Annotated in this window: 22 protein-coding genes; 9 read left to right on the forward strand and 13 right to left on the reverse strand. The window is 69.4% G+C overall.

The annotated features are described in order from the left end of the window. The first annotated feature begins 110 nt into the window (after nucleotides 1-110). Together AOZ53_RS15665 and AOZ53_RS35200 are read left to right on the forward strand one after the other, a co-directional pair. Entirely contained in the window at nucleotides 111-1,142 is a 1,032-nt protein-coding gene (locus AOZ53_RS15665) for a glycosyltransferase family 2 protein (protein ID WP_054434032.1), read from the forward strand. Beyond that, entirely contained in the window at nucleotides 1,126-2,580 is a 1,455-nt protein-coding gene (locus AOZ53_RS35200; RefSeq protein ID WP_054488416.1) for an ArnT family glycosyltransferase, read from the forward strand. Before AOZ53_RS15665 ends, AOZ53_RS35200 begins: the two co-directional genes overlap by 17 nt. 21 nt (nucleotides 2,581-2,601) lie before the next feature. On the opposite strand, the gene speB is transcribed toward AOZ53_RS35200, so the two are convergent. From speB to AOZ53_RS34715, 3 genes are read right to left on the reverse strand one after another with little or no spacing between them, the layout of a single operon-like run. Further along, nucleotides 2,602-3,648: an agmatinase gene (gene speB, locus AOZ53_RS15675; protein ID WP_054434012.1), complete on the reverse strand. Its 1,047-nt coding sequence runs from the start codon at nucleotides 3,646-3,648 to the stop codon at nucleotides 2,602-2,604. Beyond that, entirely contained in the window at nucleotides 3,645-5,045 is a 1,401-nt protein-coding gene (locus AOZ53_RS15680) for a sodium:solute symporter family protein (protein ID WP_054488419.1), read from the reverse strand. The genes speB and AOZ53_RS15680 overlap by 4 nt, the downstream gene beginning before the upstream one ends. Beyond that, nucleotides 5,030-5,281: a hypothetical protein gene (locus tag AOZ53_RS34715; protein ID WP_197286492.1), complete on the reverse strand. Its 252-nt coding sequence runs from the start codon at nucleotides 5,279-5,281 to the stop codon at nucleotides 5,030-5,032. Before AOZ53_RS34715 ends, AOZ53_RS15680 begins: the two co-directional genes overlap by 16 nt. A 24-nt stretch (nucleotides 5,282-5,305) precedes the next feature. Between AOZ53_RS34715 and AOZ53_RS15685 the strand changes: the two genes are divergently transcribed. From AOZ53_RS15685 to AOZ53_RS15700, 4 genes are all read left to right on the forward strand, one after another. Then, nucleotides 5,306-6,223, forward strand: coding sequence for a LysR family transcriptional regulator (locus AOZ53_RS15685; protein ID WP_054434014.1), 918 nt, complete (start codon nucleotides 5,306-5,308; stop codon nucleotides 6,221-6,223). Nucleotides 6,224-6,284: 61 nt separating this feature from the next. Continuing rightward, nucleotides 6,285-7,115, forward strand: coding sequence for a 3-methyl-2-oxobutanoate hydroxymethyltransferase (gene panB, locus AOZ53_RS15690; RefSeq protein WP_054488421.1), 831 nt, complete (start codon nucleotides 6,285-6,287; stop codon nucleotides 7,113-7,115). An 87-nt stretch (nucleotides 7,116-7,202) separates the two neighbouring features. Then, nucleotides 7,203-8,312, forward strand: a complete 1,110-nt coding sequence (locus AOZ53_RS15695; RefSeq protein WP_054488422.1) for a YcjF family protein — start codon at nucleotides 7,203-7,205, stop codon at nucleotides 8,310-8,312. A 139-nt stretch (nucleotides 8,313-8,451) separates the two neighbouring features. Then, nucleotides 8,452-10,533, forward strand: a complete 2,082-nt coding sequence (locus tag AOZ53_RS15700) for a sensor domain-containing protein (RefSeq protein ID WP_082385649.1) — start codon at nucleotides 8,452-8,454, stop codon at nucleotides 10,531-10,533. Between the two features lie 22 nt (nucleotides 10,534-10,555). On the opposite strand, the gene AOZ53_RS15705 is transcribed toward AOZ53_RS15700, so the two are convergent. Both AOZ53_RS15705 and AOZ53_RS15710 read right to left on the reverse strand, forming a co-directional pair. Next, complete coding sequence (locus tag AOZ53_RS15705) at nucleotides 10,556-11,626, reverse strand: ornithine cyclodeaminase (protein ID WP_054434017.1); 1,071 nt, start codon at nucleotides 11,624-11,626, stop codon at nucleotides 10,556-10,558. A 172-nt stretch (nucleotides 11,627-11,798) separates the two neighbouring features. After that, nucleotides 11,799-12,743: a LysR family transcriptional regulator gene (locus AOZ53_RS15710; RefSeq protein ID WP_054434018.1), complete on the reverse strand. Its 945-nt coding sequence runs from the start codon at nucleotides 12,741-12,743 to the stop codon at nucleotides 11,799-11,801. 112 nt (nucleotides 12,744-12,855) lie between these two features. On the opposite strand from AOZ53_RS15710, the gene AOZ53_RS15715 reads away from it, so the two are divergent. Beyond that, a complete protein-coding gene (locus AOZ53_RS15715; RefSeq protein WP_054434019.1) occupies nucleotides 12,856-14,094 on the forward strand; it encodes an MFS transporter in 1,239 nt (412 codons plus the stop codon). Between the two features lie 96 nt (nucleotides 14,095-14,190). Here AOZ53_RS15715 and AOZ53_RS15720 read toward each other — a convergent pair whose 3' ends face one another. The 5 genes from AOZ53_RS15720 to AOZ53_RS15740 all read right to left on the reverse strand — a co-directional run bounded on the left by AOZ53_RS15720 (nucleotide 14,191) and on the right by AOZ53_RS15740 (nucleotide 18,188). Then, the gene (locus AOZ53_RS15720; protein ID WP_054434020.1) at nucleotides 14,191-14,838 is read right to left on the reverse strand and encodes a DUF799 domain-containing protein; all 648 of its coding nucleotides are present in this window, start codon (nucleotides 14,836-14,838) and stop codon (nucleotides 14,191-14,193) included. 1 nt (nucleotide 14,839) lies between these two features. Further along, on the reverse strand, nucleotides 14,840-15,325 hold the full coding sequence (locus AOZ53_RS15725; RefSeq protein ID WP_054434021.1) for a DUF4810 domain-containing protein: 486 nt from the start codon (nucleotides 15,323-15,325) through the stop codon (nucleotides 14,840-14,842). An 11-nt stretch (nucleotides 15,326-15,336) separates the two neighbouring features. Next, a complete protein-coding gene (locus AOZ53_RS15730; RefSeq protein WP_035359874.1) occupies nucleotides 15,337-16,014 on the reverse strand; it encodes a CsgG/HfaB family protein in 678 nt (225 codons plus the stop codon). Nucleotides 16,015-16,368: 354 nt separating this feature from the next. Next, entirely contained in the window at nucleotides 16,369-17,277 is a 909-nt protein-coding gene (locus tag AOZ53_RS15735; RefSeq protein WP_054434022.1) for a DUF4261 domain-containing protein, read from the reverse strand. A gap of 134 nt (nucleotides 17,278-17,411) precedes the next feature. Continuing rightward, nucleotides 17,412-18,188 (reverse strand): fused MFS/spermidine synthase, encoded by a 777-nt coding sequence (locus AOZ53_RS15740; protein WP_054488424.1) that lies wholly within the window; start codon nucleotides 18,186-18,188, stop codon nucleotides 17,412-17,414. A gap of 176 nt (nucleotides 18,189-18,364) precedes the next feature. Between AOZ53_RS15740 and AOZ53_RS15745 the strand changes: the two genes are divergently transcribed. Together AOZ53_RS15745 and AOZ53_RS15750 are read left to right on the forward strand one after the other, a co-directional pair. Continuing rightward, entirely contained in the window at nucleotides 18,365-19,453 is a 1,089-nt protein-coding gene (locus AOZ53_RS15745) for a hypothetical protein (protein ID WP_054488425.1), read from the forward strand. 121 nt (nucleotides 19,454-19,574) lie between these two features. Continuing rightward, nucleotides 19,575-20,069, forward strand: a complete 495-nt coding sequence (locus tag AOZ53_RS15750) for a WG repeat-containing protein (protein WP_231689820.1) — start codon at nucleotides 19,575-19,577, stop codon at nucleotides 20,067-20,069. A gap of 31 nt (nucleotides 20,070-20,100) precedes the next feature. Here AOZ53_RS15750 and AOZ53_RS15755 read toward each other — a convergent pair whose 3' ends face one another. From AOZ53_RS15755 to AOZ53_RS15765, 3 genes are read right to left on the reverse strand one after another with little or no spacing between them, the layout of a single operon-like run. Beyond that, nucleotides 20,101-21,405 (reverse strand): NtaA/DmoA family FMN-dependent monooxygenase, encoded by a 1,305-nt coding sequence (locus AOZ53_RS15755; RefSeq protein ID WP_054488462.1) that lies wholly within the window; start codon nucleotides 21,403-21,405, stop codon nucleotides 20,101-20,103. Nucleotides 21,406-21,431: 26 nt separating this feature from the next. Then, on the reverse strand, nucleotides 21,432-22,253 hold the full coding sequence (locus tag AOZ53_RS15760) for an ABC transporter ATP-binding protein (RefSeq protein WP_054488427.1): 822 nt from the start codon (nucleotides 22,251-22,253) through the stop codon (nucleotides 21,432-21,434). Nucleotides 22,254-22,278: 25 nt separating this feature from the next. After that, nucleotides 22,279-23,316 (reverse strand): FecCD family ABC transporter permease, encoded by a 1,038-nt coding sequence (locus AOZ53_RS15765; protein ID WP_156333402.1) that lies wholly within the window; start codon nucleotides 23,314-23,316, stop codon nucleotides 22,279-22,281. Between the last annotated feature and the right edge of the window lies 1 nt (nucleotide 23,317).

The following is a 23,317-nucleotide window of genomic DNA, read 5'->3' on the forward strand; positions in this document are numbered from 1 at the left end:
AATGTAATGTCGCCGTCCGCGCGCTGTCGCGGACGGCTCAATAAAGTGGCGATGCGCCGGTGCCGCCCGGCCGGCGCGGCCCGACCGTTCGACCCAAAGGCGTTCCCACCATGCGTCCGTATCCCGCCATCCCCCTCCCGCCGCGCACGCCGCCGCGTCCGCCACAACTCTCCATCGTCATCTGCTTCCTGAACGAGCGCGAAGTGCTGCCGCAGTGCCACGCGCGCCTGCGGCAGGTGCTCGACGCCCTGGGCGAGCCGTGGGAAATCGTGTTCGTCGACGACGGCAGCCAGGACGGCAGCGCCGAATACATCGCCGGACTGATGGCGCGCGAGCCCGGCCTGAAACTGGTGCGCCTGAGCCGCAACTTCGGCAAGGAAGCCGCCATGACCGCCGGCCTGGAACACGCCACCGGCGCCGCCGTCATCCTGCTGGATGCCGACCTGCAGGACCCGCCCGAGCTGATTCCGGACATGGTGCGCGCCTGGCGCGAGGGCGCCGACGTGGTCGGCATGCGGCGCCGCAGCCGCGCCGGCGAGGGCTGGTTCAAGCGCGCCTCGGCCTACGCCTATTACCGCTTGTTGAGCCGGCTGAGCCGCGCCGCGATCCCGCCCGACACCGGCGACTTCCGCCTGATGAGCCGGCGCGCCGTCGATGCGCTGCTGCGGCTGCCCGAGCGTTGCCGCTACATGAAGGGTCTGTATGCCTGGGTCGGCATGCCGACCCGCGTCATCGACTACGACCGCGCCCCGCGCGCCGCCGGCGCCACCAAGTGGAACGTCTTCGCGCTGCTGCGGCTGGCGCTGGAAGGCATCACCTCGTTCTCGATCGCGCCGCTGCGCTGGGCCACGGTCGCGGGCGTGACCGCCGCGCTGCTGGGCGCCCTGTTCGGTATCATCATCATCTTCAAGACGCTGATCCATGGCGACGATGTCCAGGGCTACCCCTCGCTGATGGCCATGATCACGTTCCTGAGCGGCATCCAGCTGATCACCATCGGGCTGTTGGGCGAATACATGGGCAAGACCTACATGGAATCCAAGCAGCGCCCGGTCTATCTGGTGCGCGACGTACAACACAGCGCCGCGGCGGCCATGCCGCTGGCCGACACCGCCAAGGGTCCGCATGCGGTTAACTTCTAGGGGCCTGCTGCTGGGCCTGGGCGGCATCCTCGCGCTGCGCCTGCTGGCGATGGCGATGATGCCGTTCGCCGACACCTCCGAGCCGCGCTACGCCGAGATCGCCCGCCTGATGGCGACGACCGGCGACTGGATCACCCCATGGTTCGAGCCGGGCGAGCCGTTCTGGGGCAAGCCGCCGCTGGCCTTCTGGGCCCAGGCGCTGTCCATCCGGCTGTTTGGCCTGTCCGAGCTGGCGGTGCGCCTGCCGACGTGGCTGGCCATGCTGGGCGTGCTGGCGCTGGTCCACCGCTGCGCGCGCCAGTTGCGCGGCGAGCAGGCCGCGCGCTGGGCCACGCTGTTGTTCGCCACCATGCTGCTGCCGTACGCCAGCGCCGGCGCGGTGCTGACCGACGCCTTCCTGGCCCTGGGCATCACGCTGTCGATGGTGTCGTTCCTGCTGGCGCCGCGCGATCCGCGGCCGCTGTGGCGTTATGGCTTCTTCGTCGGCCTGGCCATCGGCCTGCTGTCCAAGGGCCCGCTGGCGCTGGTGCTGACCGCCGGCGCGATCGTGCCGTGGATGCTGTGGCACCGCAACGCGCGCGCGTCACTGCGGGCGCTGCCGTGGGCGGGCGGCATCGCCCTGACGCTGATGCTGGCGCTGCCCTGGTACATCGCGGCCGAACTGAAGACGCCGGGATTCCTGCGCTACTTCATCGTCGGCGAGCACATCCTGCGTTTCATCGATCCGGGCTGGGAAGGCGATCGCTACGGCTCGGCCCACCAACGCCCCTACGGCAGCATCTGGCTGGACTGGTTGATGGCGACCATGCCGTGGGGCGTGGCCTGGCTCGGCCTGCTGCTGTGGCCGCGGCGTGACGATCCGCTGCGCCGGCGCGTGGCGACGGCGGCGCGCGACCCCGACCTGACCTACCTGCTGGCCTGGGCGCTGGCCACGCCGGCATTCTTCACCCTGTCGGGCAACATCCTCTGGACCTACGTGCTGCCGGCGCTGCCGCCGGTGGCGCTGGCGCTCGGCATCCAGGCCGCGCAGTGGCGCGACGCGCGCCCGGGCCGCCTGATGCTGGCGGGCATGGCCTTGGCGCCCGCCGCCGCGCTGGTCCTGGCCCTGCTGGCCTGGATGCAGCCGGCGCACTACAAGACGGAAAAGCAGCTGGTGCAACGCGCCGAGGCCGCCATGCGGGCCGGCGACCGGCTCTATTTCGTCGGCAGCCGCCCGTTCTCCGCCCGCTACTATTCGCGCGACACGGCCGGCCTGGTGGACGGCCCGCAGGCCCTGGCCGCGGTGCTGCCGGCCGCCGGCCAGCGGGTATTCCTGGCGGTGCGCAAGCGCGAGGCCACCACGCTACTGGCGACCTGGCGCGGACAGGTCACGCCGCTGTATTCGAGCCGGCGCTACACCTTGCTGCAGGTGGCGGGCGAGGGCGCCACGGCGCCCTGACGCCGGCGCCTTGCCGGTGCGTCAGCGCGCGCCGCGCAGGCGCATCAGGCTCAGGATCTCGAACAGGATCTGCGCGCCCGCATGGGCCGTATTGGCGGTGGCGTCGTACGACGGCGCCACTTCCACCAGGTCGCCGCCGACGATGTCCAGGCCGGCCAGCCCGCGCAGCATGGCCTGGGCCTCGCGCACGGTCACCCCGCCGACCTCCGGCGTACCGGTGCCGGGCGCGAACGCCGGATCCAGGCAATCGATGTCGAACGACACGTAGACCGGCGCGTCGCCGACCACGGCGCGCGCCTGGGCGATGATGGCCTCCACGCCCAGGCGCGGGATGTCCTCGGCGTGGATCACCGTCATGCCCGACTCGTACGAGAACTCCCACAGGTATTCGGCCGAGCCCCGGATGCCGATCTGGATGGTGCGGGTGGGGTCGAGCACGCCCTCCAGCACCGCCTGCCGGAATGGTCCGCCGTGATGGAAGCGGCTGCCGTCGAACGGCCCGCCTGTATCGCAATGCGCATCGAAATGCACCAGCGCCACCGGCCGCCGCGCGCCCAGCGCGCGCAGGATCGGCAGCGTCACGGAATGGTCGCCGCCGACCGACAGCGGCGTCACGCCCGCCGCCGCGATCCTGGCGTAGGCCGCGTGGATATCCTCGTGCGATTGCTCCAGGCTGTAGCGGCTGCGCATCGGCACGTCGCCGATATCGGCGACCCGCAGCTCGCGCACCGGCGCACATCGAAGCGCATGGTTGTACGGCCCCACCCGCTCGATGGCGCGCAGCGCGCGCGGCCCGAAGCGGCAGCCGCTGCGATTGCTCGCGCCCAGGTCCATCGGCACGCCCAGCAACGCCACCTGCAGGTCGCCGAAGTCGGGCCGGTCCCAGTCGATCTGCCGCGCCGGCGCGTCCAGCAGGGTCGGCATGCCGGCATAGGGCGCGCTGCGCGTGCCGCTCTCGTCGATGACGTTGGCCGCCACGGCGCGAAAGTGCGGGTCGTGGATGACAGCCTCGTTGGCTCCGCCGAACCGGGCGCGCAACGCGGCCAGCTTCTCGGGCGTGAAGGTCATGGAATGCTCCTGGAAGGGGTGTCGCCCTGGACAGGCGCGGCGGCCTGCCCCATCAGGCTGACGATGACAAAGCTGAGGACGCTGACGGCCAGGCTGGCGTAGATCGGCGTGTTGGCGGCCAGGCCGTCCTTGATCATGAAGCCGATCGCCGTGCCGCAGCCCAGCAGCATGCTGGCGATGGCGCCGGGCGTGGTGGCGCGGCGCCACCAGATGGCGCCCAGGATCGGCACCAGCATGCCGCCCACCAGCAGGTTGTAGGCGCAGGTCAGCGCATTGAGCACATCGTCGACCGCCAGCGCGATGCCGAGCGTGGCCAGGCCCACCAGCAGCGTCACCAGGCGATGGCTGCGCACGTGCGTGAAGCCGCGTCCGCCGCGCAGGGCCGGCAGCAGGTCTTCGGACAGCACCGTCGCCGACGCCAGCATCGCCGCGCTGGCCGTGGACATCATCGCCGCCAGCGCCGCCGCGATCACCAGGCCGCGGATGCCCTCCGGCAGCCCCGCCTGCACGATGGCCGCGAACGCGTTGTTGACGTTGTCCAGATCGGGCAGCAGCACCTTGGCCGTCATGCCGATCAATGCGCCCACCAGGCCGTAGACGATGCAGTACACGCCCGCCGCCGCGCCCGCCACCCGCGCCACCCGTTCGCTGCGGGCGGTGAACACGCGCTGCCAGATGTCCTGGCCGATCAGGATGCCGAAGAAATAGATCAGGAAGTACGTCAGCACCGTGGACCAGCCGATGGTGGCGAACTCGAAGCTGGACGCCGGCAGCCTGGCCACCAGCTGGTCCCAGCCGCCGACCCGCGACAGGCAGATCGGCAGCAGGATGAACATCAGGCCGACGGTCTTGATCAGGAACTGCACGATGTCCGTCAGCGTCAGCGACCACATGCCGCCCACCGCCGAATACACCACCACCACGCCGCCGCCCACCAGGATAGACAGCCAGAAGGGCAGGTCGAACAGCACCTGCATCACGGTGCCGATCGCGATCACCGAGGTGGCCGCCAGCATCAGCGCGTAGGCCATCATCACCAGCGCGCTGACGTGCTTGGTGCGCGCGCTGTAGCGGTATTCCAGGATCTGCGTCACGGTGAAGATGCGCAGCTTCAGCAGCGGCTTGGCCAGGAACACATTGAGCACGATGATGCCCAGGCCCAGCATGGCGCACAGCCAGAAGCCGGAAATGCCGTACACATAGCCCAGCCGCACCGTGCCGACCGTGCTGGCGCCGCCCAGGACGGTCGCCGCCATGGTGCCCATGTAGAAGCCCGGCCCCAGGTTGCGGCCCGCCACCAGGAAATCCTCGTGCGTCTTCGCCCGCCGCATGCCGTACCAGCCCAGCAGCAGCATGGCGGCCAGGTACAGCATCACGACGCCTATATCCAAAACCATGTCCTTCCCCTTGTGTCGCCGCGTGCGTCGCGAAGCGCGCACGCTGATTGACCGCCGCCGGCAAAACAACTATTGACGTAGAAGTGAATCCGGAAAACTCGCGGTTTCCAGCCCCGATCGGCGCGCTCGCCGCCGGCGGCGTCGGCGTCGATCCAAATCGGCAACTCCGGTGGAATAATAGGAATCCGGCGATCTTCCATCCATATCTGGTTCGGAAAATTCACATCGACGTCCATCAATGTTTAGTCGGTAGTTACCCTATGCTCTCGAACGTCTCCGACCTCGACCTGCGGCTGATCCGCGTCTTCCTCACCATCGTCGACGCCGGCGGCGTGTCGGCGGCGCAGGCGCTGCTGGGCGTGGGCCAGTCCACCATCAGCAGCCAGCTCGCCACGCTCGAAACGCGCCTTGGCTTCACCCTGTGCGAGCGCGGCCGCGGCGGCTTTCGCCTGAGCGCCAAGGGACAGCGATTCGACAAGCTGGCGCGTCGCGCGCTGGCCTCGCTGGACGACTTCAGCGCGCAGGCGCGCAACATGCATCGGCAACTGGTGGGCAACCTGACGCTGGGCCTGATCGGCAACGCCACCATGGCGCAGAACGCGCGCATCGGCCGCGCCATCGAGAAGTTCCGCCGGCGCGACGAGGCCGTGCGCCTGTCGGTGCTGATCCGCAGCCCGCGCGAGCTGGAGGAACTGATCCTGAAGGACGAGATGCAGGTCGCCATCGGCTACTTCCTGCACCGGGTGCCGATGCTGGACTACACCGCGCTGTTCCAGGAACGCCAGATCGCCTACTGCGGCGCCACGCATCCGCTGGCGGCGCGCGCCGGCCGCGTCACCGAGCAGGACATCGCCGACGCCGACTGGACCTGGCGCACCTATCCATTGCCGGAGTCCTCGTTCGCAGGCCGGCCGCGCCACATCACCTCCGAAGCCGACAACATGGAGGCCGCGCTGATCCTGATCCTGTCGGGCGCGCACCTGGGCTACCTGCCCGAGCACTATGCGGCGCCCTACGTCGCCGCCGGCCTGCTGCACGCGCTGGACGCCGACACCTATCATTACGACGTCGAGATCAGCATGGTGGCGAAACGGCGCAGCCACCTGGACGACATCGCCGCGGCCTTTCTCGAAGACATGCGCGCGGCCCTGCTGGACGCGCCGGCCTCGCCGCCGTGATATACCTGTGCCGCGCGCGGCGGCCACGCCAGGCCCCGCGCCCCGCACACCAGGAGTCCGCATGTCCACCACCGCCACCTTGAATGCCGCCGCCGCGGCGCCGCGCCGCATGACCGTCCCGGCCTTTCGCGCCCGCAAGCGCGCCGAACCGCTGGTCATGCTCACCGCCTACACCGCGCGCATGGCCGAACTGCTCGATCCCCACTGCGACGCGCTGCTGGTGGGCGACAGCCTGGCGCAGACCATCTACGGCCTGCCGTCCACCGTGCCGGTCACGCTCGACATGATGATCGCGCACGGCGCCGCCGTGGTGCGCGGCGCGCGCCAGGCGCTGGTGGTGGTCGACATGCCTTTCGGCAGCTACGAGGAAAGCCCGGAGCAGGCCTTCCGCTCGGCCGCGCGGGTCCTGAAGGAAACAGGCGCCAGCGCGGTCAAGCTGGAGGGCGGCCAGGCCATGGCGCCCGCCATCGCCTATCTGTCGGCGCGCGGCATTCCGGTCATGGCGCACATCGGCCTCACGCCGCAGGCCGTCAATATTCTCGGCGGCTACGGCGCGCGCGGCCGCGGCGACGCCGAGTACGCCCGCATCGCCGCCGACGCAGCGGCGGTGGCCGACGCCGGCGCCTTCGCCGTGGTGATCGAGGGCGTGGTCGAACCGCTGGCGCTGGCCATCACCGAAGCCATCGCCTGCCCCACCATCGGCATCGGCGCGTCGGCCGGCTGCGACGGCCAGGTGCTGGTGGTCGACGACATGCTCGGCATGTTCGACCGCACCGCCCGCTTCGTGAAGCGCTACGACACCCTGTCGGCCCGCATCCAGGACGCCGCCCGCGACTACGCCGCCGACGTGCGCGCGCGCCGTTTCCCGGAAGCGGAGCACCTGTACGGTTGACGGGCGATCCGGCCCCGTTCGCGTTTGTCGCTAGAATCAAGCCATGTCCGATCCCCGCGCCCGCCGCGCGCCCTTCCTTCGCCAGCCATGACCCCGCCCCGCCACGACACGCCCCAGCTGCAGGACGCGATCGCCGACGCGATCAGCACCGCCACGCGCGGCGCCGGCCGCGTCAACATCCTGGTCGCGGGCAAGACCGGCGTGGGCAAGAGCACGCTCATCAACGCGGTGTTCCGCGGCGACCTGGCCAAGACCGGCGCCGGCAAGCCGGTCACGCAGACCACGCAGGAATTCTCGCGGCCCGGCCATCCGCTCACCATCATCGACACCCGCGGCCTGGAGGTCGGCGACTACGCCCGCTCGCGCCAGCAGCTGGCCGACCTGATCCGCGAACGCGCCGCCTCGGAAGACCAGGACCGGCACCTGCACGTGGCCTGGCTCTGCATCCAGGACAGCAGCCACCGCGTCGAGGATGCCGAAATCGAACTGTGCGCGCTGCTGGCCGATGCCGGCATCCCCGTCATCGGCGTGCTCACCAAGGCGCGCAAGAACAGCCCCTTCCTGGAACAGGCGCGCGCACTGCTGCCGCGCGCGCGCCAGGTGGTGGCGGTGCGCGCGCTGCCCGAACGCATCGAGGAACTGGATGCGGACCTGCCGCCGATGGGGCTGGACGCGCTGATCGAAGCCACCGCCGCCTTCATCCCCGAATCGCAGCAGCGCGCCTACGCCAACGCGCTCTCGACCCGCAACCAGAAGGCCCTGGAAGTAAAAAAAAAGCGGGCTGAAATAGAGGTCAACGTCGCCGCCGGCCTGGCCGCGTCGGCCGCCGCCGCGCCGATTCCGTTCTCCGACGCCGTCGCGCTGGTGCCGATCCAGGTCGGCATGATCGCCAAGATCGGCATCACCTTCGGCATGGAACTGAACACCGCCGCCATCAGCACGCTGGTCACGTCCACGCTGGGCGCGTCCGCGGCCACGCTGGTCGGGCGCTCGGTGGTGTCGGGCCTGCTGAAGTTCATCCCCGGCGCCGGCAGCGCGATCGGCGGCACCATCGCCGCCACCACCGCCGGCGCCATCACCAAACTGCTGGGCAACGCCTACATCGCGGTGTTGTACGACTTCTGCCAGAAGCATCCCGGCCAGGATCTCGACATCCCCATGATCACGCAGGCCCTCAAGCAACGCATGAAACCCTGAGCCTGTTACCCAACGCAAAGATCGGACTTAATGCGTCAAGATCGGCAAGGATCGGCTTTTCCGCGCATTGCCGGTAAATAATCGCGTCGGCACGACGTAAACGTAGTGCCGCGAATCCCGCAACGCCTGCCCACTCCCAATGATCATCGACCATTCCGACGTCATGTATCGGCACCTCGTGCAAGGTGTCGTTGACTACGCTATCTACATGTTGAACCCCGACGGCACCGTCGCCAACTGGAACGCCGGCGCCGAGCGCGCCAAGGGGTATACGCGGGACGAAATCGTGGGGCGGCATTTTTCCTGCTTCTACAGCCCCGCCGACCAGGCCTCGGGCCTGCCGGGGCGCGGCCTGAGCATCGCCCGCGAACAGGGCCGCTTCGAGGCCGAGGGCTGGCGCATCCGCAAGGACGGCACGCCGTTCTGGGCCCACGTGGTGATCGACGCCATCCACGACGACACCGGCGCGCTCATCGGCTACGCCAAGATCACGCGCGACTGCACCGAGCGCCGCGAACGCGAGCTGCAGGTGCTGCACGCCAAGGAACTGGCCGAGCGCTACAACAGCGAGCTGACCTCGCTGTCGAGCTTCCTGGAAGCCGTGGTCTCGCACATCCCGTCCTGCGTGCTGGTGCTGGACGCCGTGTCGCGCCGCATCCTGCTGGCCAACCGGCAGACCGAAAACGTTTTCGGCGCGCGCCGCGAGCAGATGCAGGGCCAGACCATGCAGCAATGCCTGCCGCCCGCCGTCCATGAATTCTTCGAGCGCCTGACCAACGACGCCCTGCGTTCCGACGGCGCGCTGCGCGAGGCCGGGCAGGAAGAAGTCATCACCGAGCGCGGCCCGCGCACGCTGCGCAGCAAGACGCTGGTGTTCCACAGCAGCGATCCGCGTTCGCGCTACGTGCTGCTGATCGCCGACGACATCACCGACGAGAACGCGGCCCAGGCCCAGGTGCGCTACATGGCGCATCACGACACCCTCACCGGCATCCCCAATCGCCGCCTGTTCCGCGAGCGCCTGCTCAAGGCGCTGTCGCCCGAGGGCCGCGAGCGCAGCGCCGCGGTGTTGTGCCTGGACCTGGACAACTTCAAGAGCGTCAACGACACGCTCGGCCACCAGTACGGCGACGAACTGCTGCGCCAGCTGGCCCGGCGCCTGGCCAAGAACCTGCGCGAGCAGGACACGCTGGCGCGCCTGGGCGGCGACGAATTCGCGGTGGTGCTGCCCGGCATCGAAAAGACCGACGACCTGCGCCAGATGGCGCAGCGCCTGATCGACGCGGTGCGCGAGCCGTTCCAGGTCGACGGCCACACCGTGCCGGTCAGCGTCAGCATCGGCATCGCCCGGGCCACCGCGCAGGAAGCCGGCGCCGACCACCTGCTGCGCTACGCCGACATGGCGCTGTACGAAGCCAAGCGCAATGGCCGCAACTGCCTGGCGTTCTTCAAGCCCGAAATGGAAGCGGCCGCGCTCAAGCGCCACGAAATGGAGATGGACCTGCGCCAGGCGATCCTGTCGCAGCAGCTGCAGCTGTACTACCAGCCCATCAAGGATGTCACCCACGTCCGCACGGTGGGGCGCGAGGCGCTGATGCGCTGGCAGCATCCGGTCAAGGGCCTCATCATGCCCAACGACTTCATCCCGATCGCCGAAGAGACCGGGCTGATCCACGAGCTGGGCGCCTTCACCCTGCACGAAGCCTGCCGCGAAGCCATGACCTGGGACGCGCACGAAACCGTGGCGGTGAACCTGTCGGCCACGCAGTTCACCAACAATGCGCTGGTCTCGCTGGTGGAATCGGCCCTGGCCACCTCCGGCCTGCCGGCGCGGCGGCTGGAGCTGGAGATCACCGAATCGGTGCTGCTGGCCAATTCGGAGGCCAACCTGACCACGCTCAACCGGCTCAAGCAGCTGGGCGTGAAGGTGGCGCTGGACGATTTCGGCACCGGCTATTCATCGCTGGGCTATCTGCGCACCTTCGAGTTCGACAAGATCAAGATCGACAAGTCCTTCACGCAGGACGTCGAATCGAGCAAGGAAGCGCTGGCCATCATCCGCGCCATCAACGGCATCGGCCGCAGCCTCGACATCCCCACCACCGCCGAGGGCGTGGAGACGGCGGCCCAGCTGGAAAGGCTGACGCAGGAAGGCTGCTCGCACTTCCAGGGCTTCCTGCTGGGGCGGCCGATCTCGCACGAGCCGCCGCAGCCCGAATAGGCCACGGCGCCCGCGGCGCGCGTCAGTCCTTGAGCAGCGCCTGGTTGGCGCGGGCCGCGGCCTGCGCGGCGGCCTGGCGGCCGCGCACGAGTTCAAACAGGTTCTTCGGATCGGCCAGGCGCGGCGCCACTTCCACCCGGGTGCCGATGCCGTGCTTGACCGCGCTGTCGCGCAGCCAGCGCAGCGCCGAGAAGTCCTCGAGCGCGAAACCGACGGAGTCGAACACGGTGATGTCGCGATCGCCCTGGCGGCCGGCGCTCTGGCCGGTCAGCACGCGCCACAACTCGGTCACGGCGAAATCGGCGGGCATCTGCTGCAGGTCGCCCTCGATGCGCGTCTGCGGCTCGTATTCGACGAACACCGGCCCGGCGCGCAGCACGTCGGCGTGCAGTTCGGTCTTGCCGGGGCAATCGCCGCCCACGGCGTTGATGTGCATGCCCGGCTCGATCATGTCGGCGGTCAGGATGGTGGCGTAGGCCTTGTCGGCCGTCACCGTGGTCACGATGTCGACGCCCTTGGCGGCCGCGGCGGTGCTGTCGAAGCGTCGCAGGCGCAGGCCGGGCACGCCGGCCAGGTTGCGCTCGAGCTTGTCGGTGGCGGCCGGATCGACGTCGTACAGATGCAGCGTGTCGATGCCCAGGATGTGATGGAACGCCAGCGCCTGGAATTCGCTTTGCGCGCCGTTGCCGATCAGCGCCATGCTGCGCGAGCCCGGACGGGCCAGGGCGCGGGCGGCCAGCGCCGAGGTGGCGGCGGTGCGCAGCGCGGTGGTCAGCGTCAGTTCGCTGATCAGCAGCGGCTCGCCGGTGTTGACCTGCGCCAGCGCGCCAAAGGCCATCACGGTGCTCAGGCCCGCCGCCGGATTGCCGGGATGGCCGTTGACGTACTTGAAGCTGTAGAGATCGCTGTCGGCGGTGGGCATCAGCTCGATCACGCCGGTCGTCGAATGGTTGGCGACGCGCGCGCTCTTGTCGAACTCCTGCCAGCGCAGGAAATCGGCCAGCAGATAGTCCAGCAGGTCTTCGAATACCTTGCGCGGGCCCTGTGCGGCCACGATCTTCGCGACGTCGGTGGTGGTGAGCAGTGTCGTCATTATTTTCCCCTGATGTTTCGGTACAGAAATTCTGTCCGATGCCCAGGTCAATGCCTAGCGCCCACTTTCCACACAAAATGCTAGGAACCTGCCATTCTGGCAACGGCCGATGCCACTTGTCGCAATCCGGCCGCGGCGCTGCTGGTAATCCCTGATATGCCGCGAACTGCGCCTAACCCGCGTCACTCGCGCGCAACTCCGCCGGCAGATGCTCGCGCATGATCTCGATGAAACGGCGCAACCGCGGCGGTTGCAATCGCGACGGCGCGTAGACCAGGTAGACGGGCAAGGGCGGGGCGAACCAGTCCGGCGCCAGTTGCACCAGCCGGCCGCTGGCCAAGTCATCGCGCAGCGCCCAGTCCGACGCGATGCCCACGCCCAGGCCTTGCAGCGCCGCCTTGCGCATCGCGTACAGGCCGTCGGTGGACAGGCGCGGCACGATGTCGATGCACACCACCTCGCCGGTCCGGACGTGCGTCAGGCTGACTTCGTTGCGGTAGAACGTGCGCAGCGCCAGCCACGGCAAGGCCGCCAGCTCGGACGGATGCCGGGGCAGGGGCCCGCCGCCCAGCAGCGACGGCGCCGCCATGACGCTGCGCGGCACCTCGCCCAGCTTGACCGCGACCACCGACGGATCCTGCACCGGCCCGACCTTGATCGCGCAATCGATGTTCTCGGCGATGAAATCCGGCACCCGGTCATGCAGCAGCCACTCCACCCGCATGCGCGGATACAGGCGCAGGTAATGCGCCAGCGCATCCATGAACTGGTTCTGGCCGAAAGCGTGCGGCGCCACCACCCGCAACGACCCGGCCAGGTCCTCGCCGGCGCCGCTGACCTCGCTCTCGAGCGACTGCCAGGTGGTCGTCAATTCCCGGGCGCGCTCGTAACAGCGCTGGCCATCCTCGGTCAGCCGGATGGCATGGGTCGAGCGCTGCAGCAGCCGCACCCCCAGCGTGCGCTCCAGCAGTTGCAGCCGGCGGCTGATCGTCGGCTGCGTCGCCCCCAGCTGCAAGGCGGCCGCCGACAGGCTGCCAGCCTCCACGATACGTATGAAGGTCTCCAGCAACAGCAGGCGGTCGGTGCCGGTCGCGAGGGGCAGGGCGGGCTTGGTCATACGGCCATCGTATAACGGATCTACCCAGCGGACGGCTACCCACGGCCCGGGCGGACGCTCAGAATCTGCGCCGTGCCCTCTTCGCGGCCTCTTTCCTGAACGGAACCCCATCATGTCCTCCGATACCCGGGCGCATCCCGCGCCCGCCACCCAAGACCCGTCCGCCGGACTGGTCCTGCTGCTCGCCATGGGCGCCGGCCTGGCCGTTGCGTCCCTGTATTACAACCAGCCGATGCTCGGCATCCTGGGCGCGGACCTGCACGCCAGCGCCAGCCAGCTCGGCTGGATCCCGACGCTGACCCAGCTGGGCTACGCGTTCGGCATCCTGTTGCTGGCGCCGCTGGGCGACCGCTACGACCGCAAGCGCATCGTCCTGATCAAGGCCTGCGCCCTTGCCGCGGCCTTGCTGCTGGCCGCCGTCGCCCCCGCCATCGGCGTGCTGCTGGCCGCCAGTTTCGCCATCGGCCTGTCCGCCACCCTGGCGCAGGACATCGTGCCCGCCGCCGCCACGCTGGCGCCGCCCGCGCATCGCGGCCGCATCGTCGGCACGGTGATGACCGGCCTGCTGCTGGGCATCCTGCTGTCGCGCGTCATCAGCGGCTTCGTCGCCGAACAGCTCGGCTGGCGCACCATGTTCCTGGCCGCCGCGGTGTCGATCGTGGCGCTGGGCGCGGCCCTGTGGCGCGGCCTGCCCGCGTTCGCGCCGACCTCGCGGCTGCCCTACGCCGAACTGCTGCGCTCGCTGCCCCGCCTGTGGCGCCAGCACGGCGAACTGCGCCGCGCCGCGACCGCGCAAGGCCTGCTGTCGCTGGGCTTCAGCGCCTTCTGGTCGACCCTGGCGGTCATGCTGCACGAAGCGCCGTTCCACCTCGGCGCGGCGGCGGCCGGCGCCTTCGGCCTGGCCGGCGCCGCTGGCGCCCTGGCGGCGCCGCTGGCCGGCCGCTACGCCGACCGGCGCGGCCCCAACGCCGTCAGCCGCCTGGGCGCCGCGCTGACCGCGGTGTCGTTCGCCACCATGGCGCTGCTGCCGCTGCTGTCGGCCCAATCCGGCCTGTGGCTGATCGCCGCCAGCGCCATCGGCTTCGACCTGGGCATCCAGGTGGCGCTGATCGCGCACCAGAGCATCGTCTACGGCATCGACCCCGCCGCGCGCAGCCGGCTCAACGCGGTGCTGATGGTCAGCGTCTTCATCGGCATGGCCGCGGGCGGCGCGCTCGGCAGCCTGGCGTTGGCGCACTGGGGCTGGATCGGCGTGACCGCGGTGGCCACGGCGGCGGCGCTCGGCGCCCTGGCCCTGCGCGTCTGGCCGGCCCGGCGCCGCGTGGCGCAGAGCGCGAACTGCGCGGCCTGATCGGACGGCCCACGCCAGCGGGCGCCGAATGCGACACAGCCCTCGAACCGTGGCAACGGTTCGAGGGCTGTGCGACCCGATGCGAGCGTCGGGGACTTACTGCGCGGCGTAGCGCGGCGAACGCGGGCCGTACAGGATGCCGCCCGGCGTGCCGGCGCTGAGCAGCATGTTGTTGGTCATGCCCGCCACGCCGAAGCTGCGGTCGGACAGCGTGTTGACCACCTGGTCCACCACTGCCTGCACCAGCATGCCGATCAGGCCGCCGCCGCCATTGCTGGCCTGCACCACCTGCTTGCTGCCATCCCACAGCTTGGCGCCCGTGCGCAGATCAACCAGCGCGGCGTCGATGGAAACGGTGATCGAGCTGGAAAGCACGGCGTAGCTCGAGCCGTACTGCTTGACGGTCATGTACAACGCGGCGTCGGCGCCGAAAATCTCGCGCAGCCGGGGCGCCGGCAGTTCATGGATTTCATCCGCGCTGGTCAGGCCGTTCTGCTTGAACGTCTCTTCCATCACCGCCACCGGGATCACGTAGTAACCCGATTCCGCCAGCGGCAGGGTGGCCTGCGACAGCACCGCGGCGGTCGCGGCCACGTCCACCGAGGTATTGAGCGGCGGCAGCACCAGGATCGACGCCGGCTTGCTTTCGCGGAAGGCGGCGTAGTCCACATTGCGTTGCGGCGCGGCGCAACCGGCCAGCAGGGCCACCAGCGCCAGCACGGCGATACGGAGGGTCGTGGTCATGTCAGGCTCCCTTCTTGGATGGTTGCGCGGGCGCGGCCTGGCCAGCCGGCGCCTCGGGCTTTGCCGCCTCGGGCTGAGTGGCCTGGGGCGCGTTTTCCGCGGTCTTGCTGGCATTGCGCAGCAGGAAGTCCATGAACGGCTTGGCCTCCGGGAAGGCCGCCTTTTCGCCTTCCAGCTGTTCCACACCCTTGGCGCCTTCACCCATCTTCAGGTACAGCATGCCGAGATGCGCGCGGAAGCCCGGCGGCAGTTCCGCGTTGGTCGCCCGCGCAGTCTCGATGTTCTTTTCCATCGCCAGCGTCTGCGCCGCGTGGTCGGCGCCGTCGTCCTTGAGGTAGGCGTAGACCGAGGGCTGGTACGACTGCCAGCTGTACATGCTCTTGGGTTGCGCGCACGCGCTCAGCGCGCCCGCCAGGGCGGCCACCGCCAGGATGCGACCGGCGCGCCCGAGCGCGACCGGGCGACCCTTCGCCAGATTGTTCAACATGGGACGTCCTCTCACTGTTGGGCGGGCTGCCAGGCGCCCTGTTCGATACCGTCGACCAGGCGGTCGACCGCTTCGCGGATCGCCAGATCCAGCACCTTGCCGTTCAGCGTCGAGTCGTAGCCGGCGGTGCCGCCGAAGCCGATGACTTCACGGTTGGACAGGCTGTATTCGCCAGCGCCGGACGCGGAATACACCACTTCGGACGTCGTCACGTCGACCACGTTGAGGTCGACCTTGGCGTAGGCCACCTGTTCCTTGCCGCGGCCGAGAATGCCGAACAGCTGCTGGTCGCCCGTCACCTTGCGGCCGAAGGCGGTCACGTCGCCCGTCACCACGTAGCGCGCGCCCTTGATCTGGCTGGCCTTCTTGTTGAACGCCGCTTCCTGGGCGATCTCGGAGAGGTTCTCGCGGTCCATCACCTGGAACCGGCCGCTGCGCTGCAGATGGCTGACGAGAATGGTCTTGGCCTGGCCGCCCAGACGGTCCACGCCGTCGGAGAACACGCCACGCAGGTAGTTGGTGCGGTTGTCGAACTTGCCCACCGAAATCGGGCTGCGCACGCCTTGATAGGGCTTGCTGGCCGCTGCCACGGCGGGGACCGCCACGGACTGGGAGCGTTCGGTGGCGCAACCCGCGACCACCAGCGACAACATCGTTACCGCGCCAAGCTGTACAGCCTTCTTCAACATGCCACTCTCCTGCAAGCCCGCGCCAAACCCCGCCGGGCGTCGATTGAAAGAAAGAAATCCGGCAGCGAGTATATACAATTGAATACATAGGTCATATTTGGAAGTGACGGATCGAAATGCGGTATTTCGCATTGATGCCCGTAACTCCGGCGATTGATGGCCTATGGCGGCGCTTCTACATGTCCTATTTTTGACATGCCGTATTACGGCGCTTTTTTACCGGGACAAAAATAGCTCTCCCCTCTGGAAATAATATTTCCAAATGAAACGATTCAGGGGAGAGAAAAGGCAGGATGCGGCGGCGCCCGGCCGGGGCGCCGCGATGGGCCGGACGAACGCCGGCCCGGCGGGGCGTCAGTGCTGGGTGTCGGCTTCGGGCTGGTTGATCTGCGAGGCGTCGATGATCTCCGCCACCAGCACCGGGCCCGGGCCTTGCAGGTAGTACTCGGCTTCCTGCGGCTCGCGCAGCTTCATGTAGCGGTTTTCGCCGATCTGCATGGTATGCCCGGCGGCCAGTTCGGCGCCGCTGTCGAGCATGTAGGCCATGATGTTGTTGAACATGCCGGAATACTCCTCGCCCTGGTGGTGGCCGTCGGCCAGCACGGCGAAATCGGGCAGGTCGAAGGCGTCGCCGCCGTAGGTGCGCATCCACACGCCCTGCACGCCTTCGACCTCGTATTTCACGAAGCCGCAATACAGCATAGTCAGCGGCAATGAGCGCAGCACCTCCAGGCTTTCGTCGCCCAGCGAATCGTCGGTGAAGACGCCGGCCGGCAGCGAGGTGTGCGCATGCTCGTTCAGCACCGCGATCGCGTTGAAGCGGCCCAACGCGCCGGCCACCGCGGCCATCGCCACGTATTGCTCCAGCGGATCCTCGTCGAAGCCGGCGTAATACAGCAGCACGTGGCTGACGTGGGCGCGCACCTGTTCCTTGACCTGCGCCGGGTAGTGCGCCGGCGCCACGCAGACTTCCAGGGCATCGTGCGGCAACGGCGCGTCGAATCCCACCAGGCGCACCACGTGCTTGCCCCAGCCGACCATGCCCAGCAGCTGCGGCATGTCCGGCTCGATCTCGGCGCGCGCCTGGCGCGTCTCCGGGTGATAGGCGCGCAAGGCCGCCGCCAACGCATCGGCCTTCACGGCCAGCGGCGCCGCGAACACGACCTGCAGGCTCAACGGATTGTCGATATCGGGATTGGCCGTCAAGGCCGCGGTCTCGCCCGGTGAATCGGAGCGGCCGAAAAAGCGGGAGAAGATACTCATGGTCGGGAGCCTGCCTGTCGGGGGAAAGCGGGGATGCTATCAAGCCCTCGCGACACGTTGGCCGGCCAGTTGCAACAAAAGCCCGCCGCCCGCAACCAGATGTTGGACGGCCGCGCCGTCAGCCGGCCATGGCGCTACTTCAATTCCCGCGTCGCCCCGATCACGCGCAGGGTCGGCATCAGCTGGCGCCAGGCGTCCTTGGCGATGGCGGCCGGCCGCTTCAGGTCGGCCGCCGCCGGATCGTCCAGCAGATCGCCCTTGCAGGCGAACACGATGCTGTTGGTCATGTCGTCGTCCACCACTTCGAACATCGCGCTGCCGAACGCGGCCCGCACCCGGTCCAGGTACTCGTGGTGAAGCGGATGATTCACATGGAAGTTGATCACCAGGATGCCGTCGTCGCGCAGCGCGCGGTGGCAGTCGGCGTAGAAGTCCGCCGAGCACAGCGCGTCCGGAATCCCGGCATCGTCGAAACCGTCGAGCAGCAGCACGTCGGCGGCCTCGCGCAGGCCACGCACGTGATCGGCGCCATCGGCCCGCACCACCCGGAAGCGGTCGCTGTCGGACGGCACCATGAACGCCTCGCGCAGCGCGATCACCGCCGGATCGATCTCGACCACCTCGATGCGCGAGCGCGCCAGGTAGCGATGGCAGAACTTGGCCAGCGAACCGCCGCCCAACCCCACCATCAGGATGTCGGCGGGCTCCGGCGCGAACAGCACGAACCCCATCATCATCCGCGTGTATTCGAGGTCGAGCGCGTCCGGGTTGAGCGTCGACATGCGGCTCTGGATCACCTTTTCGGAAAAGTGCAGGGTGCGCGTGGTGCCGGAGGCCTGCACGTAGGGCTGAGCGGCGCCGGGCGCCACCGGCGCGCTGGACAGGGACAGGGAGGAATCACGGGCGGACATGGGGCAGAAGATACCACCGCCGCATGGCCACGGCGTGTTCTCGGACCGATTCCCGCCTCCCTCCGGTTAAAGAATGCGTGCCGGACTGCCGTACATGTCGTGTCACCTCGCCATCGCGGGCAGCGGCCGCCCGGCCCGTCCCCGATGCCACGTGTCCCGCCTTACCGGAATCTCCCATGCAGCCCTTGGCCACCGACAGCGTCCTTCCCCCCGCCGCCCCCACGGGCAACGATCCGCGCGCCGCCAGACGCGACGCCGACGCCGATACCAAGGCGCAGGACCCGGAGACCGCGACCAGCGATCGCCCAGTCTCGGTCCGCGTGGTGCTGAGCGACGACGCCCTGGAACGCGCCGCCAAGGCGCGCAAGGCCATCTCGCAGCTCGCCGTCGATGCGGCCCAGTCGCGCCAGGACTTCGCCCGTTCCCGCGTCTCGCAGATCAAGCAGCGCATCGAGATGCTCAAGAAAATGCTGATGTTCCTGGGCAAGGCAGCAGCCAAATCCATCCTGCAGGAACTGCGCCAGCTGTCCGGCGAACTCGGCCAGGCCGCCGCGGCGCTCAAGAGCAGCGGCGGCGCCGCGCCGGCCGCGGGCGCCGCTGGCGCCATGACGGCGCCCGTTGTGCAGGGCGCCGGCGGCCCCGCGACGGACGGCCCCGCCGCCACCGTCTCGCAGGCCGCCACGGCCGAAGGCGCCAACGCCGCCGGGCCCGCGTCAGCCGATGCCGGCGACGCGGCATCGGCCCAGGCCGCCGCGCCCAGCGCCGCCACCGCCTCGCGCGCCGTGGCGGCCTATGCGGCCGCCAGCGACACCGCCGTCGCGACCGCCGCCGACACGGCCGACGCGGCGGATCCCGCCCCCGCGGCGCAAGGCGCGACCCCGGCGCCGCGCGACGCCGCCAAGGGCGTCTCGGTGCCCGGCGAGCAAGACAAACCCGACGGCGCCAGCGGCGAGGACGACAAGTCGACGTCCGCCGCCGACTCCCGCCAGGAACGGCAGGTCGAGCAGAAACGCCGCCAGGACGATGCCCAGGCGGTGCGCGACGCCATCCGCGCCATGAAGGAACTGCTCGCCATGCTCAAGAGCAAGCTGCGCATGCAGGACAAGGCCACCCAGAAACAGGTCGCCGAGGTGCAGGACGCCCTGGCCGACGCCGAAAAGACGGCGCACGCGATCGAAGGCGGCGGCGCAATGAGCGGTCTGGACAGTGGCGGCCTGGGCGCCGCCAGCATGGATGCCGGCGGCGCCATGACGGCGTCGGCCTGACCCGGCGGCGTCTTGCCGCCATTCACGGCCCCGGGGTTTCACCCCGGCGCCGCGCGGCTCGCGGGAAGCGGCATATGATGACGCTCCGTCCCTCTTGTCACGGCCGTTGCCGCCCTCCGCGATGTCCTTCATCCGCCCGTTCCTGCTCGTCCTGCTGGCCCTGCCGCTCCCGGCCATCGCCCAGGCCGACATCGAAGACGCCGCCGCACAGGCCCGCGCGACCTTGAAGCAACAGGCCCTGGAGCCCGAATGGATAGACGAGTGCTTCCTCGCCAGCAATCCATTTCGCTACTGCATCTACCTCGACAAACAGGCCGGCGGATTCCGTGTCGCCGACGTGCAATTGCGCGAGCCCTACCAGGTCTACCTGTTCGACAACGGGCCTGACTATCCGCAGGACGGGCGCTACCGCATCCGCCTGAACGGCAAGATCGGCTATGCCGACGAGGAAACGGGCGCCATCGTCGTCGCCCCGGTCTACGACTGCGCCTTTCCGTTCAAGGACGGCAAGGCCAGCGTGGGCCATGGCTGCAAGAATGAAAGCGATGGCGAGCATCGCTGGTGGTCGGGCGGAGACTGGCAATCGATCGACCGGCAGGGCAAGGTCATTAACTAGCCGGCGGCGCGAACGCACGCGCCGTCGACCCTCACGCCAACCCCAGGTTGCCCGCGAACGTCGTGCTGGCATATGCGCGCCGCGCCAACCCCAGCGCCGCCAGCCGCGGCGCCACCGCCTCCAGGAACAGGTCCAGCGACTGCATCGCGCCGCCCGGCAGGGCGATGAAGCCGTCTGCCGCCCCGGCGTCGGCACGCTGGCGGATCGCATCGACCGCATCGTCGACGGTGCCGACCACCGTCCAATGCGCCGACGCGCTGGCCTCGGGCCGCGCCAGCAATTCGCGCAGACAGGGTTGCTCGCGTTCGATCAGACGACGCAGCAACTGGGCATGCGTCGGGCTGCGCAACCCCTTCTGCGGCTGCCCCAGCATGCGCGCCGTAATGGGCGCCGCCGGATCAAGGTGCTCGACGTCCAGGCCGAGCGCCTGCCCGATGTAATGGCGCTTGCGCGACGCATCCTGGCCCGCGTGGGTCGCCTCATGGAGCGCCCGGGCCTGCGCCCGGGTGGGCGCCAGGTACAAGCTCAGGCCGGGCAGCATCCGTATCGCGTCCGGCTCGCGGCCATAGGCGGCCACGCGCCGCCGCAGGTCCTGCCGCAAGGCCTGGCCGCAAGCCACGTCGGGCGTTGCGGCAAACACCGCGTCGGCCACCCGGGCGGCGAAATCCCGCCCCCAGTCCGAGGCGCCCGCCTGGAACAGGGGAATGCGGCCGCCGGCGCGGGCGGGCACATTCAACGGCCCCTGCACACTGAAATACTCGCCGCGATGCGCGATCGGGCCAATGCGGGCCAGATCGGCGTACCGCCCGGATGTCCGGTCCGCCAGCACCGCGTCCTGCGGATAGCTGCGCCACAGCGCCTGCACCACCTCGGTGAACTCCAACGCCTTGCGATAGCGCTGCGCCGACGGCGGCAGCGGCGCATCGCCAAAGTTCTGGCTGCCGTCGAGCGCCGTGACGATGTTCCAGCCCGCGCGGCCATCGCTGATCCAATCGAGCGATTGCAATTGCCGCGCCACCACGTAGGGGGGATTGAACGAGGTGGCGGCGGTCGTCACCAGACCGATGTGCCGCGTGTCCCGCGCCAGCGCAGCCAACAACAGCGCCGGGTCGAGGCTGCTGAAACCCGGGCCTTGCGCCAGCGCCGGCAGGTCCAGGAACAACGCATCGGGGCGGAACACGAAGTCCAGGCAGGCGTCCTCCGCGCGCTGCGCGACACGACGGTAGAAATCCAGGTCGCACAAGCGCTCGACCTGGCTGTCCGGCCGCCGCCATGCCGAGGCGGACAGCCACGTGGCGGCCAGGGACAATCCGATGCACAAGGGGGATGACTGCATGACGCGGAACTCCTTGAAATACGCATTCAATCGCCAGCGGCGCTGGCAATGGGCACGACCAGGGGCGTGCCGGACACGGGATCGGCCATCACCACGCAGCGGATGCCGAACAGGCGCTGCACCCGCTGCGGCGTGAGGACGTCGACCGGCGGCCCGCAGGCCTCGACCTTGCCGTCGCGCAGCGCGATGATGTGATCGGCATAGCGCGCCGCCTGGTTCAGGTCATGCAGCACCATCACCAGCGTCTTGCCCTGCTGCCGGTTCAACCGACGGCACAGGTCCAGCACCTCGAGCTGGTGGGCGATATCGAGATAGGTAGTGGGCTCGTCGAGCAGCATCACCGGCGCGTTCTGCGCCAACGCGAACGCCAGCCATGCGCGCTGGCGCTGCCCCCCCGACAGGGTGTGCACCGGCCGGTCGGCCAACGCGGTCAGGCCGGTCTGCGCCAGGGCCTGCCGCACCGCCTCGTCGTCGGCCGCGCACCAGGGCCGCCAGAAGGTCTGGTGCGGATAACGGCCGCGCGCGACCAGCTCCCCTACCCGAATGCCGTCTGGCGCTTGCGGCGCCTGGGGCAGAAGGCTCAACCGGGCCGCCAGTTCGCGCGCGCCATAACGCTGCAGCGCCTTGCCCTCGAGTTCCACCCGGCCCGCCTGCGGCGCCAGCAGGCGGGCCAATCCTCGCAGCAGCGTCGACTTGCCACAGCCGTTGGGCCCCAGGATGACGGTGATGCGTCCGGCGGGAATATCCAGGTCCAGGTCCTGGCACACGGGCGACAGCTCATGCGACAGCGTGAGTCCGCGCGCGCGCAACACGACATCTGAGGGCGGAGGTGGAGGGCAGTCGCGCATGCAGGCTTTTCGCAATCGGATTGTGTCAGCGGGGGCCGCGGCGCAGCAGCAGCCAGATCAGGTAAAGCCCCCCCAGCAAGCCGGTCAGCTTGCCGATGGGCAGGTTCAATTGCCACGGATGCCGCTGGCCCAGCACGTCAGCGCCGATCACCAGGCAGGCGCCCATGGCGGCCGAGCCGATGATCGAGGGGCCCGCGCCGCCCAGCAGGCGCCGGGCCAGTTGCGGCGCGGCCAGCGCGATGAAGGCGATCGGCCCGGCCGCGCCCGTGGCCAGCGACGCCAGCATCACCGCGCAGAAAAACATCGTCACGCGCACCCGCGCCACCGGCACGCCCAGCTGGTTGGCCAGGTCATCGCCCATTTCCAGTAAAGCCAGACCGCGCGCCGACGCGCACACGAGGGGCAGGCACAACGCGAGGGCGCCCCCCGCCAGCCAGGCATGCGTCCAGGTGCGCGCATTGAGGGAGCCAGACAACCAGAGATTCGCCAACAGCGCATGATCCAGGTCGCCCTTGACCAGCAACAGGCCGTTCACGGCATGCAGCATCGCGCCCACGCCGATGCCGACCAGCACCAGCCGGCGCGCGCTCATTCCGCCACGGCGATAGGCCAGCAGCCAGACCATGGCAGCGGTCAGCAGGCCGCCGAGGGCCGCGCCTCCCGCCGCGCCGATCACGGACGGGCCATACAGGATGATGTGCAGCAAGGCGCCGGAAGCCGCGCCCGTGGTGAAGCCGATGAGATCGGGGGACCCCAGCGGATTGCGCGACAGCGACTGGAACACCGCCCCCGATACGCCGAGCGCGGCGCCCACGAACAGGCCGGTCAACACGCGTGGCAGGCGAAAGCCCAGGATCAGTTGCTCGCCGGACGTCGCCGGCGGGCCGCTGGCCAGCATGTCGAGCATGCGGCCCAGCGACAGCCCGCCACTGCCCGTCCCCAGCGCGACCAGCGCCAGGATCCCGGCCGACAGCAGCAACGCCAGGCCGGCCAGCGCGGCGCGCGGCGCCGCGCCGGCCACGCGCGGCCGCCACCAAGCCATCGAATGGATCGCGTCGCGCATG

The sequence above is a fragment of the Achromobacter sp. 2789STDY5608621 genome (genome assembly GCF_001299375.1).
GTDB classification, from domain to species: domain Bacteria; phylum Pseudomonadota; class Gammaproteobacteria; order Burkholderiales; family Burkholderiaceae_B; genus Achromobacter; species Achromobacter insuavis.

Excerpts from the sequence above, each read along its gene's own strand:
- AOZ53_RS15665 (WP_054434032.1), top strand. The coding sequence starts at position 111 with ATGCGTCCGTATCCCGCCATCCCCCTCCCGCCGCGCACGCCGCCGCGT.
- AOZ53_RS35200 (WP_054488416.1), top strand. The coding sequence starts at position 1,126 with ATGCGGTTAACTTCTAGGGGCCTGCTGCTGGGCCTGGGCGGCATCCTC.
- speB (WP_054434012.1), bottom strand. The coding sequence starts at position 3,648 with ATGACCTTCACGCCCGAGAAGCTGGCCGCGTTGCGCGCCCGGTTCGGC.
- AOZ53_RS15680 (WP_054488419.1), bottom strand. The coding sequence starts at position 5,045 with ATGGTTTTGGATATAGGCGTCGTGATGCTGTACCTGGCCGCCATGCTG.
- AOZ53_RS34715 (WP_197286492.1), bottom strand. The coding sequence starts at position 5,281 with ATGGACGTCGATGTGAATTTTCCGAACCAGATATGGATGGAAGATCGC.
- AOZ53_RS15685 (WP_054434014.1), top strand. The coding sequence starts at position 5,306 with ATGCTCTCGAACGTCTCCGACCTCGACCTGCGGCTGATCCGCGTCTTC.
- panB (WP_054488421.1), top strand. The coding sequence starts at position 6,285 with ATGTCCACCACCGCCACCTTGAATGCCGCCGCCGCGGCGCCGCGCCGC.
- AOZ53_RS15695 (WP_054488422.1), top strand. The coding sequence starts at position 7,203 with ATGACCCCGCCCCGCCACGACACGCCCCAGCTGCAGGACGCGATCGCC.
- AOZ53_RS15700 (WP_082385649.1), top strand. The coding sequence starts at position 8,452 with ATGATCATCGACCATTCCGACGTCATGTATCGGCACCTCGTGCAAGGT.
- AOZ53_RS15705 (WP_054434017.1), bottom strand. The coding sequence starts at position 11,626 with ATGACGACACTGCTCACCACCACCGACGTCGCGAAGATCGTGGCCGCA.
- AOZ53_RS15710 (WP_054434018.1), bottom strand. The coding sequence starts at position 12,743 with ATGACCAAGCCCGCCCTGCCCCTCGCGACCGGCACCGACCGCCTGCTG.
- AOZ53_RS15715 (WP_054434019.1), top strand. The coding sequence starts at position 12,856 with ATGTCCTCCGATACCCGGGCGCATCCCGCGCCCGCCACCCAAGACCCG.
- AOZ53_RS15720 (WP_054434020.1), bottom strand. The coding sequence starts at position 14,838 with ATGACCACGACCCTCCGTATCGCCGTGCTGGCGCTGGTGGCCCTGCTG.
- AOZ53_RS15725 (WP_054434021.1), bottom strand. The coding sequence starts at position 15,325 with ATGTTGAACAATCTGGCGAAGGGTCGCCCGGTCGCGCTCGGGCGCGCC.
- AOZ53_RS15730 (WP_035359874.1), bottom strand. The coding sequence starts at position 16,014 with ATGTTGAAGAAGGCTGTACAGCTTGGCGCGGTAACGATGTTGTCGCTG.
- AOZ53_RS15735 (WP_054434022.1), bottom strand. The coding sequence starts at position 17,277 with ATGAGTATCTTCTCCCGCTTTTTCGGCCGCTCCGATTCACCGGGCGAG.
- AOZ53_RS15740 (WP_054488424.1), bottom strand. The coding sequence starts at position 18,188 with ATGTCCGCCCGTGATTCCTCCCTGTCCCTGTCCAGCGCGCCGGTGGCG.
- AOZ53_RS15745 (WP_054488425.1), top strand. The coding sequence starts at position 18,365 with ATGCAGCCCTTGGCCACCGACAGCGTCCTTCCCCCCGCCGCCCCCACG.
- AOZ53_RS15750 (WP_231689820.1), top strand. The coding sequence starts at position 19,575 with ATGTCCTTCATCCGCCCGTTCCTGCTCGTCCTGCTGGCCCTGCCGCTC.
- AOZ53_RS15755 (WP_054488462.1), bottom strand. The coding sequence starts at position 21,405 with ATGCAGTCATCCCCCTTGTGCATCGGATTGTCCCTGGCCGCCACGTGG.
- AOZ53_RS15760 (WP_054488427.1), bottom strand. The coding sequence starts at position 22,253 with ATGCGCGACTGCCCTCCACCTCCGCCCTCAGATGTCGTGTTGCGCGCG.
- AOZ53_RS15765 (WP_156333402.1), bottom strand. The coding sequence starts at position 23,316 with ATGCGCGACGCGATCCATTCGATGGCTTGGTGGCGGCCGCGCGTGGCC.